The sequence below is a fragment of the Pseudomonas sp. GM24 genome (assembly GCF_000282235.1).
Classification (GTDB): domain Bacteria; phylum Pseudomonadota; class Gammaproteobacteria; order Pseudomonadales; family Pseudomonadaceae; genus Aquipseudomonas.
Map to the genome: position 1 here is coordinate 1 of NZ_AKJR01000197.1, position 13,569 is coordinate 13,569.

Sequence of the window (13,569 nt, forward strand, 5' to 3'; positions counted from 1 at the left end):
TTGTGGGGTTCTGGAGAAAGAGGCAGGTATTCCTGCCCCTCATTCCATTAAGCGTAGCTTTCGATCGACGGGCAGGCGCACACCAGGTTGCGATCGCCGAAGACGTTGTCGACGCGACCGACCGGCGGCCAGTATTTACCTTCAATCAACGACGCAACCGGGTAAACGGCCTGCTCGCGGCTGTACGGGTGAGTCCACTCGCCAACCAGTTCCGCCGCGGTGTGCGGCGCGTTCTTCAGCGGGTTGTCATCCTTGTCCAGCGTGCCGTTTTCCACCGCGCGGATTTCTTCGCGGATGCGGATCATCGCGTCGCAGAAGCGATCCAGTTCTTCCTTGGATTCGCTTTCGGTCGGCTCGATCATCAGCGTGCCCGCTACCGGGAACGACATGGTCGGCGCGTGGAAACCGAAGTCGATCAGGCGCTTGGCGACGTCATCAACGCTGATGCCGCTGCTGTCTTTCAACGGACGCAGATCGAGAATGCACTCGTGCGCCACCAGACCGTTGCTGCCGGTGTACAGGACTGGGTAGTGCTCTTCGAGGCGACGGGAAATGTAGTTGGCATTGAGGATTGCCAGTTGCGAAGCGCGCTTCAGACCGGCGCCGCCCATCATGCGAATGTACATCCAGGTGATCGGCAAAATACTTGCGCTGCCGAACGGTGCCGCGCAGACCGCGCCTTCCTTGCGTTCCATCTGGCCGTGGCCGGGCAGGAACGGAGTGAGGTGCGACTTCACGCCAATCGGACCAACGCCCGGGCCGCCACCGCCGTGCGGGATGCAGAAGGTTTTGTGCAGGTTCAGGTGCGAGACATCGCCGCCGAACTTGCCCGGTGCGCAGAGGCCGACCATTGCGTTCATGTTGGCGCCGTCGATGTATACCTGACCGCCGTTGTCATGAATGATCCCGCAGATTTCGCGGATGCCTTCTTCGAACACGCCGTGGGTCGACGGGTAAGTGATCATCAGCGCGGCGAGGTGTTCGCGGTGCTCGATGGCTTTGGCACGCAGGTCTTCGATGTCGACGTTGCCGCGCGCATCGCACGCGGTCACGACCACGCGCATGCCAGCCATGTTGGCGGTAGCCGGGTTGGTGCCGTGGGCGGACGACGGAATCAGGCAGATGTCGCGACGCTCATCGCCACGGCTCTGGTGATAGGCGCGGATCGCCAAGAGGCCTGCGTATTCACCTTGCGAACCGGCGTTCGGTTGCAGCGAGATCGCGTCGTAACCGGTAGCGGCGCAGAGCATCGCTTCCAGTTCATCGGTCAGTTGCTGGTAACCGGCACTTTGCGCGGCCGGGGCGAACGGGTGCAGGGCACCGAATTCAGCCCAGGTCACCGGGATCATTTCGCTGGCGGCGTTGAGTTTCATGGTGCACGAACCCAGCGGGATCATGGTGCGATCCAGTGCCAGGTCTTTGTCCGCCAGTTTGCGCAGGTAGCGCATCAGCTCGGTTTCCGAGTGATAACGGTTGAACACCGGGTGGCTGAGGATTGGCGACTGACGTACCAGCGAGGCTGGAATAGTGCTCTGCACGGTCGCAGCAAGTGCAGCGAAGTCCGGCAGGGTCTTGCCGTCGGCGAACAAGCCCCACAGGGTTTCAATATCCGCCTGAGTGGTGGTTTCGTCGACCGACAGACCCAGACGCTGAGCGTCGATCACGCGCAGGTTGATCTGTGCAGCGTGCGCCTTGTCGTGCAGCGCTGCGGTGTGTGCGCCGGTGGCCACGGTCAGGGTGTCGAAGAAACTGGCTTGTTCGACATTAGCGCCCAGCGCGGTCAGGCCCTTGGCCAGAATCGCGGTCAGGTGATGCACGCGGTTGGCGATCTGCGTCAGGCCTTTCGGGCCGTGGTAGACAGCGTACATGCTGGCGATGTTGGCCAGCAGCACCTGCGCGGTGCAGATGTTCGAGGTGGCCTTCTCGCGGCGGATGTGTTGCTCGCGGGTCTGCATCGCCAGACGCAGCGCCGGCTTGCCGAAGCGGTCAACCGAGACACCGACCAGACGGCCCGGCATATCGCGTTTGAACGCATCTTTGGTGGAGAAGTAAGCCGCGTGCGGGCCACCGAAGCCCAGCGGCACGCCGAAGCGTTGCGCGGAACCGATGGCGACGTCAGCGCCGAACTCGCCCGGGGCGGTCAGCAAGGTCAGGGCCAGCAGATCAGCAGCCACGGCCACCAACGCGTTGGCGGCGTGGAAGCGTTCGGTCAGTTCGCGATAGTCGAACACATCACCGTTGCTCGCCGGGTATTGCAGCAGTGCGCCGAAGAACGGCGTCACGTCAGTCAGTTCACGCTCATCGCCGACCACAACGTCAATGCCCAGCGGCTCGGCACGGGTGCGCAGCACGTCGAGGGTTTGCGGGTGGCTGTGGATCGAGGCGAAGAATTGGTGGCTGCCCTTGTTCTTGCTCAGGCGTTTGCAGAAGGTCATGGCTTCGGCAGCGGCGGTGGCTTCGTCGAGCAGCGAGGCGTTGGCGATCGGCAGGCCGGTGAGGTCGCTGATCATGGTCTGGAAGTTCAGCAGCGCTTCGAGACGGCCCTGGGAAATTTCTGGCTGGTACGGCGTGTAAGCGGTGTACCAGGCCGGGTTTTCCAGCAGGTTGCGCAGGATTGGCGACGGCGTGTGGCAGTTGTAGTAGCCCTGGCCGATGTAGGTTTTGAACAGCTGATTTTTGCCAGCGATCGATTTGATCATCGCCAGGGCATCGGCTTCGCTGAGGCCATCGTCCATGCCGAGCACGCTGGTGCCCTTGATGCTTTCCGGGATGACACTGGCGCTCAGCGCTTCGAGCGAGTCGAAGCCGAGGCTGTTGAGCATGGCTTGCTCGTCACCGGCGCGCGGGCCGATGTGACGGGCAATGAATTCGTTGGCGGTGCCAAGGTTTACTTGAGTCATGTCGGTGTTCCTCAGGCTTCGGCTTGGGCTTTGATCAGACGGTCGTACGCGTCCTGATCGAGCAGTTTGCCGACAGCGGCGGCGTCGCTTGGCTGGAAGCGGAAGAACCAGCCTTCGCCCAGCGGATCTTCGTTGACCAGTTCCGGGGCATCTTCCAGCGCCGGGTTGACTTCCAGTACCTCGCCGTCGAGGGGCATGTACACGCCGCTGGCGGCTTTTACCGATTCCACGGTGGCGGCTTCGGCGCCTTTTTCGTAAGCCTGCAGCTCAGGCAGTTGCACGAACACCACGTCGCCCAGGGCGTTCTGCGCGAAAGCGGTGATGCCGACAGTAACGCTGCCGTCAGCTTCGGTGCGCAGCCATTCGTGATCTTCAGTAAAACGCAACTCGCTCATGGAAACTCCTCAGGGGCCAGACTCGTCTGGTGGACGCGGTGGAATAGTCGGGCGCGAAGGCCCTTATTTATGAGGGGTTGATTAGCAAGAATGCGGCCAACGTTTATTTATCTATATAAATCAATAAGTTATCTGGTTTTGTGAGATGGCTTGAGCTGGGGCGTGTAGCGAAATCGCTACAGCTTGGAGCGAGGATAAAAGCTGAATGGGATCAAAGCCTTGCACAGCGGTGATCGGAGGAGGGTGTAGCGATATCGTTCCGCTGTAGCGCTTTCAGTACAGTTGGAGGTCGTTTTTAAACTGGGAACCCTGATTTTTTGAATTGGAAACCCGGACTGTAGGAGCTGCCGGAGGCTGCGATCTTGATCCGGGCAATACACATCCAAAGTCCAAAGATCGCAGCCTCCGGCAGCTCCTACAAGGGAATTTGTGGTGCTTTCAGGGTTTGTTGGGAATGCCGTACTTGCGCAGGCGATGGGCGATGGCCGTGTGCGAAGTTTGCAGGCGGCTGGCCAGTTGCCGGGTCGAGGGATAGCTGACGTAGAGTTTTTCCAGCAGGGAACGCTCAAAAGCTTCGACCGCTTGTTCGAGGCTGTCGACATCGCTGTCGGTTTGCCGCGCCACCGAGGTACCGGCAATGTCGAGGTCGCCAATATCCACCAGGCTACTCTCGCAAATCGCCGCCGCGCGGAAGATCACGTTCTGCAATTGCCGCACGTTGCCCGGCCAGCGATTGCCGAGCAGGGCCGGGTAAGTCCCCGGGGCGAGGCGGCAGACCGGGCGCTGAATCTGCGCACAAGCCTGCTGCATGAAATAGCGGGCCAATAGCAAAATGTCCTGCCCGCGCTCGCGCAGCGGCGGCACTTCAACGTTGAGCACGTTGAGGCGGTAGAACAGGTCTTCGCGGAACAAGCCTTCGCTGACCATTTTCTCCAGATCGCGGTGGGTCGCGCTGAGGATGCGTACGTTGACCTTCACTTCACGATCACCGCCCACGCGGCGGAAGCTGCCGTCGTTCAAAAAGCGCAGCAGTTTGGCCTGCAAGTACGGCGACATTTCGCCGATTTCATCGAGAAACACCGTGCCCTGGTTAGCCAGTTCCATCAGCCCCGGCTTGCCGCCGCGCGCTGCTCCGGTGAAGGCGCCGGGGGCGTAGCCGAACAGTTCGCTTTCGGCGAGGTTCTCCGGCAGCGCTGCGCAGTTCAACGCCAGAAAAGGAGCGCTGTGCCGCGCACTGATCGCGTGGCAGGCACGGGCGACCAGTTCTTTGCCGGTGCCGGTTTCGCCTTGAATCAACAGCGGTGCGTCGAGGGCGGCGACCCTTTGTGCGCGGGCCTTGAGGGTGCGGATTGCCGGGGATTCTCCGAGCAATGCATCGAAACCTTCGGCATGGTCGTGGTGCAAGGCCGAGAGTTGTTCGCCGATGCGGTTCGGTTGATACAAGGTCAGCAGGGCGCCAGCGTCGGTGATCGGCGTGGCATCGAGCAACAAGGTCTGACCGTTGACGGTGATTTCGCGCAGCGGCAAACGGAAGCCGTGTTCGAGCAAGGTGTCGAGCAGCGCGGGATCATTGAACAGTTCTGCAACACTCTCACCGGCCGGTTCACGACCGTACAAGGCGATCAACGCCGGGTTGGCCAGCAGCACCTTGCCGGCGCTGTCGAGCGCCAGCACCGGATCGGTCATTGCCGCCAGCAACGCGTCGAGTTGCAAGTGCCGACGCTGGCCAGGGAGGATGTCGACCACGGTTACCGCCTCGACGCCGAGCACGCGAAACAAAGCATCTTTCAGCTCTTCGAGCACTTGCGGGCTCAACGTTGGCGCGTCGATGTAGACGTTTGGCGGGATCATCTCCACCGCATCCAGATTGAGATTGCGCCCACCGAGGATAGCCAGGACTTCCTGGGTGATGCCGACGCGGTCGATGAAACTGACGTGGATACGCATGGGGCGGTTCAGTGATCTGCAGAGCGGAGGGTGGCAAGTATGCCTTGGGCTTGGAGAGAGGTGAAAGCAAAAGCACCCTCACCCCAGCCCTCTCCCAGGGGGAGAGGGGGCTGACCGAGGTGTCTTGGGTTTGACATCGACCTGAAGTAGCCAGTCGATTATGGATTCGGTAGAGCTGGATCGGTCGGCGTAACTCTGAAGCATTCCCCAATCAGTCCCCTCTCCCTTTGGGAGAGGGCTAGGGTGAGGGGCTTTTGCGGGTTACTCGAAATGCTCAAGATTGACCGGATCCCCGGATTTCATATCAAGTTGCTTGCGGATGTCTTCAAACATCATGTCGTAATGCTTGTGCACCGAACCGATCTGACTGTGAGTCTTGGGAATGCCGTACTTCTCGGCGATTTTCGTCACGTTGTTGGCAAAGTTGTAGGCCTCCTCTTTGGGCAGGAAGAAGGTCTCTTTCATGTCCTTGCCCTGAAGGTTGCCATGCATCGTGAACTGGATGCCTTTGCCTTTTTGCGGATCGGTGAATACTTCATAGTCGAGGTGCACGTTGTAACTGACGTCATCCGGCGTCAACGCATGCCGCTCAATGTGCAGATGACCGGGTTCAAACTGGGCCATGGGTTTCTCCTTTCAAGGCATGGGAGAAGGGCAGACCCTCGGTCTGCCCCCGGAGTTTCTGATTATCGGTAAGTGATGCCCGGCTTCGCCGTGGTCACGCGAGTACCGGCAGTGCCCTGAACGATGGCTTCGATATCCGCCAGCGAACCGATCACCGCGACCTTGCCAGTATGGCGCGCGAATTCGCAGGCTGCCTGCACCTTGGGCCCCATCGAGCCAGCGGCGAAACCGAGGCGTTCGAGTTCGTCCGGGTGCGCTTCGGCAATGGCTTTTTGCGTTGGCTTGCCGTAGTCGATGAACGCCGCGTTGACGTCCGTGGCAATCACCAGCAGATCGGCTTCCAGTTGCTCGGCGAGCAGCGACGAGCACAGGTCCTTGTCGATCACCGCCTCAATACCCTTGAGATTGCGGTTCTCGTCATACATGGTTGGAATCCCGCCGCCACCGGCGCAAATCACGATGCTGCCCTTGTCCAGCAGCCACTTGATCGGGCGGATTTCGAAGATGCGTTTTGGCCGCGGACTGGCGACCACGCGGCGGAATTTGTCGCCATCCGGAGCAATCGCCCAGCCTTTTTCAGCAGCGAGTTTTTCCGCTTCGGCCTTGTCGTAGACCGGGCCGATCGGTTTGGTCGGGTTCTGGAAGGCCGGATCCTTGGCGTCGACTTCAACCTGGGTCAGCAGGGTGGCGAACGGCACCTCGAAATCAAGCAGGTTGCCCAGTTCCTGTTCGATGATGTAGCCGATCATGCCTTCGGTTTCGGCACCGAGCACGTCCAGCGGGTAAGGGCTGACGGAGGTGTATGCCGCCGCTTGCAACGACAGCAGGCCGACTTGCGGGCCATTGCCGTGGGCGATGACCAGTTGGTTGCCGGGATGGATCTTGGCGATTTGCTCGGTGGCGATGCGGATGTTGGCGCGCTGATTGTCAGCGGTCATCGGTTCACCACGGCGGAGCAGGGCGTTACCGCCCAGCGCTACGACGATACGCATAATGCATGTCCTTTTCGTGTTGATCGTTCCCACGCTCTGCGTGGCAATGCCGCCACGGACGCTCCGCGTCCACTGTGACGCAGAGCGTCACGGGATGCATTCCCACGCGGGAGCGTGGGAACGATCATGGATCAGCAGTGGTTACAGATCAGCCAGGGTCGAGACCAGAATCGCCTTGATCGTGTGCATGCGGTTTTCCGCTTGCTCGAAGGCGATGCAGGCTGGGGACTCGAACACGTCGTCGGTCACTTCGATGCCGTTGGCCAGGTGCGGATACTGCTCGGCAATCTGTTTGCCGACCTTGGTATCGCTGTTGTGGAACGCCGGCAGGCAGTGCATGAACTTGGTGCGTGGGTTGCCGGTGGCTTTCATCAGCTCTTTGTTGACCTGATACGGCAGCAGTTGCTGGATACGTTCAGCCCAGGCCTCAACCGGCTCGCCCATCGATACCCAAACGTCGGTATGGATGAAGTCGACACCTTTGACGGCGGCTTTCGGGTCTTCGGTCAAGGTGATGCGCGCACCGCTTTCTTCCGCGTATTTGTTGCAGCGCTCGACCAGATCGTCATGCGGCCACAGCGCTTTCGGAGCGCAGATGCGCACGTCCATGCCGAGTTTGGCGCCGACCAGCAGCAGCGAGTTGCCCATGTTGTTGCGCGCGTCGCCGAGGTAGGCGTAGCTGATTTCATGGATCGGCTTGTCGGCGTGTTCACGCATGGTCAGCACGTCGGCGATCATTTGCGTCGGGTGATATTCATCGGTCAGGCCGTTGAACACCGGCACACCGGCGAATTTTGCCAGCTCTTCGACGATTTCCTGTTTGAAGCCACGGTATTCGATGGCGTCGTACATGCGCCCCAGCACGCGGGCGGTGTCTTTCATGCTTTCTTTGTGGCCGATCTGCGACGAGTTCGGGTCGATGTAGGTGACGTTGGCGCCTTGGTCATAGGCCGCCACTTCGAACGCGCAACGGGTGCGGGTCGAGGTTTTTTCGAAGATCAGGGCGATGTTGTTGCCCTTCAGGTGTTGCTGCTCGGTGCCGGTGTATTTCGCGCGTTTGAGATCGCGGGACAGGTCGAGCAGGTAACGCAGCTCACGTGGGGTGTGGTGTTCCAGGCTGAGCAGGTTACGGTTGTGAATGTTGAACGCCATGATGATTCTCCTTGGATTCGGTAATCGGCCCGGCCGCTACGGGATGGGTGCGGCCGGGGAGATGGTCGTTTAGTAATCGATTGGGTCACGCACGATCGGGCAGGTCATGCAGTGGCCGCCGCCACGGCCTCGGCCCAGTTCACCGGCGCTGATGGTGATGACTTCCACGCCGGCCTTGCGCAGCAGGGTGTTGGTGTAGGTGTTGCGGTCGTAGCCGATGACCACGCCCGGTTCCACGGCCACCACGTTGTTGCCGTCGTCCCATTGCTCGCGTTCGGCGGCGAAGCTGTTGCCGCCGGTTTCCACCACGCGCAACTTCGGCAAATTGAGGGCTTTGGCCACGGTGTCGAGGAAAGTGCCTTCTTCGCGGCGGATGTCGATGCCGCCCTGTTTGCTTTCGTCAGGGCGCAGGGTGAAGGCGACGATCTGATTCACCACTTCCGGGAAAATCGTCACCAGGTCGCGGTCGCAGAAACTGAACACGGTATCCAGGTGCATCGCCGCGCGGGACTTCGGCAGGCCGGCAACGATGACTTTTTCCACGGCTTTGTTTTTGAACAGGTTCAGCGCCAGTTGGCCGATGGCCTGACGCGATGAGCGCTCGCCCATGCCGATCAACACCACGCCGTTGCCGATTGGCATGACGTCGCCGCCCTCGAGGGTGGAGCTGCCGTGGTCCTTGTCCGGGTCGCCGTACCAGATCTCGAATTCGGCGTTGGTGAACTGCGGGTGGAATTTGTAGATGGCGGTGGTCAGCAGGGTTTCCTGACGACGTGCTGGCCAGTACATCGGGTTCAGCGTCACGCCACCATAGATCCAGCAAGTGGTGTCGCGGGTGAACTGAGTGTTCGGCAGCGGCGGCAGGATGAAGCTGGAGTGGCCGAGGAAGTCGCGGAACATCTGGATGGTCTTGCCGCCGAAACTGTCCGGCAGATCATCGGCGGAGACGCCGCCGATCAGGAATTCGGCGATGTGTCGCGGCTCGAGGCTTTTCAGCCAGGACTTCACTTCGCTGATCAGGCCCAGGCCCACCGAATCGGCGGTGACCTTGCGCTCAAGAATCCAGTCCAGCGCCTCAGGGATGGCGACGATGTCGGTCAGCAGGTTGTGCATTTCCAGCACGTCGATGCCGCGCTCGCGCATCTTGGTGACGAAGTCGAAGTGGTCGCGCTTGGCCTGAGCCACCCAGAGCACGTCGTCGAACAGCAATTCATCGCAGTTGTTCGGGGTCAGCCGCTGATGGGCCAGACCTGGGGAGCACACCATGACTTTGCGCAGTTTGCCGGCTTCGGAATGGACGCCGTACTTAACTTTTTCCGTGGTCATTTCAGATCCTCCAGATAACAATTCAATCAGGGATTACAGAGTCAGGAAGCCGTCGTAGAGACCGTAGGCAGCCACCAGGGCACCCACGACCACTGCGGCGAAAATCAGCTTCTCGACGTTAGTGAAAATCGGTTGCTTGAGTTCCAGCTTGGCTTTGGCGAACAGGATCGCGCCAGGTGCGTAGAGCAGGGCCGAGAGCAGCAGATACTTGACCCCGCCGGCATACAGCAGCCACACCGCGTAAATCAGCGCGATGCCGCCGATAATCAGATCCTTGCGTCGCTCGGCCGCAAAGCCTTCATAGCTTTCGCCGCGCACCGCCAGCAGCAGGGCATAGGCTGCCGACCACAGGTACGGCACCAGGATCATCGAAGTGGCGAGGTAGATCAGCGACAGATAAGTACTGGCCGAGAACAGCGTGATGATCAGGAAGATCTGCACCATCGCGTTGGTCAGCCACAGGGCGTTGACCGGTACGTGGTTGGCGTTTTCCTTGCGCAGGAACTCCGGCATGGTGTGGTCTTTGGCAGCGGCGAACATGATCTCCGCACACAGCAGCACCCACGACAGCAGCGCACCCAGCAGCGAGATGATCAGGCCGACGCTGATCAGCACCGCGCCCCAGTGACCGACCACATGCTCGAGCACGGCGGCCATCGACGGGTTCTGCAGTTTCGCCAGTTCCGGTTGGGTCATGATGCCCAGCGACAGCACGTTCACCAGCACCAGAAACAGCAGCACGGTGATGAAACCGATCACGGTGGCTTTGCCGACGTCCGAGCGTTTTTCCGCACGGGCCGAGAAGATGCTCGCACCCTCGATGCCGATGAACACCCAGACGGTGACCAGCATCATGTTGCGCACCTGGTTCATCACACTGCCCAGATCCGGGTTTTTGATGCCCCAGATGTCGGCGGTGAAGATGTCCAGTTTGAAGGCGAACACCGCGATCAACACGAACAGCAGCAGCGGTACGACCTTGGCGACCGTGGTCACCAGGTTGATAAACGCCGCTTCCTTGATCCCGCGCAGCACCAGAAAGTGCACAGCCCACAGTAAAACCGAGGCGCCGATTACCGCAGCAACGGTGTTGCCTTCACCGAAAATCGGGAAGAAATAACCGAGGGTGCTGAACAGCAGAACGAAGTAACCGACGTTACCCAGCCAGGCGCTGATCCAGTAACCCCAGGCGGACGAGAAACCCATGTAATCGCCGAATCCGGCCTTGGCGTAGGCGTAGACACCGCCGTCCAGGTCAGGCTTGCGATTGGCGAGGGTTTGAAAGACAAAAGCGAGGGTGAGCATGCCGACAGCGGTGATGGCCCAACCGATCAGTACTGCACCGACGTCGGCGCTGGCGGCCATGTTTTGTGGCAAAGAAAATATCCCGCCACCGATCATTGAGCCGACTACCAATGCAACCAGTGCACCTAGTCGTAGTTTTCCGGGAGCTTCAGACATTGCATGACTCCATTGCAGGAGAGAAGAGATCACAGCGTAGTTCTGTTGTCTGTTCAAACAGCTGACTTAGATCAGTGCATGGTCACATTCCATTGTTAATGAATGACTTAGGCTTCGACTGAAGGCATAAATACTCTGCCCGCAAGGCCCGTCCTAGAGGCGTTGTGGCTACATTGTTGGGAATGGCTATTATTACTTTCGAATTATCACGCTAGTTCTTTTTCAGCTTTTGGCAAATTTTCAGCGTCTGTTTTCAGTACAGAATTGATTTATCAGGATCAGCGCACAAAACTGTCTTAACGTGCTAGGCGTTAGCGTCATCGGCTATATATAAACAGGCGTTAATTGGCGTTACCTGATAAACGTCATCTACCTTTATCCGTTTAGTTAATAGTTGTTACAAATGCACGCTCACCACACTTCAAAGGGAAACTGAAATGTCGCAACCGACGCAAAAGCTGCGATTAGGCGCGTTGATCGCCCTGGTGGTGGGTTCGATGATTGGCGGAGGGATTTTCTCGCTGCCGCAGAACATGGCGGCACGCGCCGATGCCGGGGCGATCCTGATCGGTTGGGGCATCACGGCGATCGGCATGCTGACCCTGGCGTTCGTGTTCCAGACGTTGGCCAATCGCAAACCCGAGCTGGATTCCGGCGTGTACGCCTACGCCAAGGCCGGGTTTGGCGACTACATGGGTTTCTCGTCCGCGTGGGGTTACTGGATCAGTGCGTGGCTGGGCAATGTCGGCTATTTCGTCCTGCTGTTCAGCACCCTCGGTTACTTCTTTCCGGTATTCGGCCAAGGCAATACGCCGATCGCCATCGGCTGCGCCTCGGTGCTGCTGTGGGCCGTGCATTTTCTGGTGATGCGCGGGATCAAAGAGGCGGCGCTGATCAATCAACTGACCACGGTGGCCAAAGTCGTACCGCTGATCATGTTCATCGTCATCGCGGCAGTCGCGTTCAAGGCAGACATTTTTACCCGCGACATCTGGGGCACCAGCAACCCGAATTTCGGTGGGGTGATGGATCAGGTGCGCAACATGATGCTGGTCACGGTGTTTGTGTTCATCGGCATCGAAGGCGCCAGTGTGTACTCGGCGCGGGCGGAGAAACGCAGCGACGTCGGCCGCGCCACGGTGATCGGTTTTATCGGTGTGCTGGCGCTGCTGGTGCTGGTCAACGTGCTGTCGCTGGGGATCATGAGTCAGCCGGAACTGGCGAATCTGCAGAACCCTTCGCTGGCGGCGGTGCTCGAGCACATCGTCGGGCCGTGGGGCGCGCTGTTGATCAGCATCGGTCTGGCGATTTCCCTGCTCGGTGCGTTGCTGTCCTGGGCCTTGCTGTGTGCGGAAATCCTCTTCGCCACGGCCAAGGACAAGACCATGCCGGCGTTCCTGAAAAAGGAAAACAAGAACCATGTGCCGGTCAACGCGTTGTGGCTGACCAACGCGATGATCCAGATTTTCCTGTTGATCACGCTGTTCTCGGCGGGCACCTACACCAGTCTTATTTATCTGGCCTCGTCGATGATTCTGGTGCCGTACCTGTGGTCGGCGGCGTACGCGGTGCTGCTCAGCGGGCGCGGCGAAACTTACGAACACGCCTCGGCTGAGCGCACCAAGGATCTGCTGATCGGTGGCATCGCCCTCGGTTATGCGGTGTGGTTGTTGTATGCCGGCGGGGTGAAGTATTTGCTGTTGTCGGCGTTGCTGTATGCGCCGGGGGTGATCCTGTTTGCCAAGGCCAAGCATGAGGCGGGTGAGCCGTTGTTCACTCATGTCGAGAAGGGCATTTTTACCTGCGTGGTCATCGGCGCGGGGTTGGCAGCGTATGGGTTGTACAGCGGTGTGTTGTCGTTGTGAGGTTGTCGCTTGCCTATGCACCGCCGTATGACTGGGAGGCGATGTTGGGGTTTCTCGCGGCGCGGGCGGTGGTCGGGATGGAGGCCGTGGGCGATGGCGTGTATTCGCGCAGCATCGGGTTAAACGGTGTTCACGGCACGGTTTCGGTCTGGCTAGGGACGGCGGATGCGCTGGAGGTCGAGCTGGACTTTCCTGATCCGGCAGCCGTGCCCGAGATCGTTGTCAGGTTGCGGCGGATGTTTGATCTGGATGCGGATCTGGCGCTGAGGCAAGGGCATCTGGCGAATGATCCGTTGCTGGCGCGGTTGATTGTCGAGCGTCCGGGGTTGCGCATTCCCGGTGCGTGGGATGGATTGGAGTTGGCGTTTCGCGCGGTGCTTGGGCAGCAGATTACGGTGGTGGCGGCGATTCGTCTGGCGGGGAAACTGGTTGCGCAATATGGCGCGCCGCTGGATTCCACCGTGCCCGGATTGACCCATGGATTTCCCGAGGCGCACGTAATGGCGGCGGCAGATCTGGCCGCGTTGGGCATGCCGAAAAGTCGTGGGCGCACGTTGTCGGGCGTGGCGCAGACGTTGCTGGATGAACCCTCGTTGTTTGAGCCGAATCGCGAGGGTGGCGTGGCGCGGTTGTTGGCGCTGCACGGGATTGGCGAGTGGACGGCGCAGTACATCGCGTTGCGGCAGTTGCGGGATATGGATGGGTTTCCCCATGGTGATGTCGGGTTGCTGCGGGCGCTGGAAGTGCTGGAAGGCAAGCGGCCGACAGCGCGGGAATTGTCGTTGCGCGCTGAGGCCTGGCGACCTTATCGAGGGTATGCGGCGCAGTTGTTGTGGACGTCTTTGAGCCGGGCAGATTGATACATCATCGCTCGGCCTGAAATTGCAGCCCTCACCCCAGCCCTCTC

General features: G+C 59.9%; 10 protein-coding genes. 2 read left to right on the forward strand and 8 right to left on the reverse strand.

Annotated features, from left to right (window positions below):
- Nucleotides 1–47 precede the first annotated feature (47 nt).
- The 8 genes from gcvP to arcD (PMI23_RS21500) all read right to left on the reverse strand — a co-directional run bounded on the left by gcvP (nucleotide 48) and on the right by arcD (PMI23_RS21500) (nucleotide 10,797).
- Entirely contained in the window at nucleotides 48–2,900 is a 2,853-nt protein-coding gene (gene gcvP / locus PMI23_RS21465) for an aminomethyl-transferring glycine dehydrogenase (protein ID WP_007908051.1), read from the reverse strand.
- A gap of 11 nt (nucleotides 2,901–2,911) precedes the next feature.
- Nucleotides 2,912–3,295 (reverse strand): glycine cleavage system protein GcvH, encoded by a 384-nt coding sequence (gene gcvH / locus PMI23_RS21470; protein WP_007908049.1) that lies wholly within the window; start codon nucleotides 3,293–3,295, stop codon nucleotides 2,912–2,914.
- Between the two features lie 438 nt (nucleotides 3,296–3,733).
- Nucleotides 3,734–5,242 (reverse strand): sigma-54-dependent transcriptional regulator, encoded by a 1,509-nt coding sequence (locus PMI23_RS21475; RefSeq protein WP_007908048.1) that lies wholly within the window; start codon nucleotides 5,240–5,242, stop codon nucleotides 3,734–3,736.
- Nucleotides 5,243–5,503: 261 nt separating this feature from the next.
- Nucleotides 5,504–5,866, reverse strand: coding sequence for a DUF5064 family protein (locus tag PMI23_RS21480; protein ID WP_007908047.1), 363 nt, complete (start codon nucleotides 5,864–5,866; stop codon nucleotides 5,504–5,506).
- Nucleotides 5,867–5,928: 62 nt separating this feature from the next.
- Complete coding sequence (gene arcC, locus PMI23_RS21485) at nucleotides 5,929–6,858, reverse strand: carbamate kinase (RefSeq protein WP_007908046.1); 930 nt, start codon at nucleotides 6,856–6,858, stop codon at nucleotides 5,929–5,931.
- 141 nt (nucleotides 6,859–6,999) lie between these two features.
- Nucleotides 7,000–8,010 (reverse strand): ornithine carbamoyltransferase, encoded by a 1,011-nt coding sequence (locus PMI23_RS21490; RefSeq protein WP_007950113.1) that lies wholly within the window; start codon nucleotides 8,008–8,010, stop codon nucleotides 7,000–7,002.
- A gap of 69 nt (nucleotides 8,011–8,079) precedes the next feature.
- The gene (gene arcA, locus PMI23_RS21495) at nucleotides 8,080–9,336 is read right to left on the reverse strand and encodes an arginine deiminase (RefSeq protein ID WP_007908043.1); all 1,257 of its coding nucleotides are present in this window, start codon (nucleotides 9,334–9,336) and stop codon (nucleotides 8,080–8,082) included.
- Between the two features lie 33 nt (nucleotides 9,337–9,369).
- A complete protein-coding gene (arcD, locus tag PMI23_RS21500) occupies nucleotides 9,370–10,797 on the reverse strand; it encodes an arginine-ornithine antiporter (RefSeq protein ID WP_007908042.1) in 1,428 nt (475 codons plus the stop codon).
- Nucleotides 10,798–11,234: 437 nt separating this feature from the next.
- Here arcD (PMI23_RS21500) and arcD (PMI23_RS21505) point away from each other — a divergent pair, with 437 nt between their 5' ends.
- Together arcD (PMI23_RS21505) and PMI23_RS21510 are read left to right on the forward strand one after the other, a co-directional pair.
- A complete protein-coding gene (gene arcD / locus PMI23_RS21505; protein ID WP_007908041.1) occupies nucleotides 11,235–12,662 on the forward strand; it encodes an arginine-ornithine antiporter in 1,428 nt (475 codons plus the stop codon).
- Nucleotides 12,659–13,522 carry a DNA-3-methyladenine glycosylase family protein gene (locus tag PMI23_RS21510; protein ID WP_007908040.1) on the forward strand — a complete coding sequence of 288 codons (864 nt, stop codon included), beginning with the start codon at nucleotides 12,659–12,661 and terminating at the stop codon, nucleotides 13,520–13,522. The genes arcD (PMI23_RS21505) and PMI23_RS21510 overlap by 4 nt, the downstream gene beginning before the upstream one ends.
- Nucleotides 13,523–13,569 lie beyond the last annotated feature (47 nt).

Bases quoted from the DNA above. Each gene is read 5' to 3' on its own strand.
- gcvP (WP_007908051.1), bottom strand. From the start codon at position 2,900: ATGACTCAAGTAAACCTTGGCACCGCCAACGAATTCATTGCCCGTCAC.
- gcvH (WP_007908049.1), bottom strand. From the start codon at position 3,295: ATGAGCGAGTTGCGTTTTACTGAAGATCACGAATGGCTGCGCACCGAA.
- PMI23_RS21475 (WP_007908048.1), bottom strand. From the start codon at position 5,242: ATGCGTATCCACGTCAGTTTCATCGACCGCGTCGGCATCACCCAGGAA.
- PMI23_RS21480 (WP_007908047.1), bottom strand. From the start codon at position 5,866: ATGGCCCAGTTTGAACCCGGTCATCTGCACATTGAGCGGCATGCGTTG.
- arcC (WP_007908046.1), bottom strand. From the start codon at position 6,858: ATGCGTATCGTCGTAGCGCTGGGCGGTAACGCCCTGCTCCGCCGTGGT.
- PMI23_RS21490 (WP_007950113.1), bottom strand. From the start codon at position 8,010: ATGGCGTTCAACATTCACAACCGTAACCTGCTCAGCCTGGAACACCAC.
- arcA (WP_007908043.1), bottom strand. From the start codon at position 9,336: ATGACCACGGAAAAAGTTAAGTACGGCGTCCATTCCGAAGCCGGCAAA.
- arcD (WP_007908042.1), bottom strand. From the start codon at position 10,797: ATGTCTGAAGCTCCCGGAAAACTACGACTAGGTGCACTGGTTGCATTG.
- arcD (WP_007908041.1), top strand. From the start codon at position 11,235: ATGTCGCAACCGACGCAAAAGCTGCGATTAGGCGCGTTGATCGCCCTG.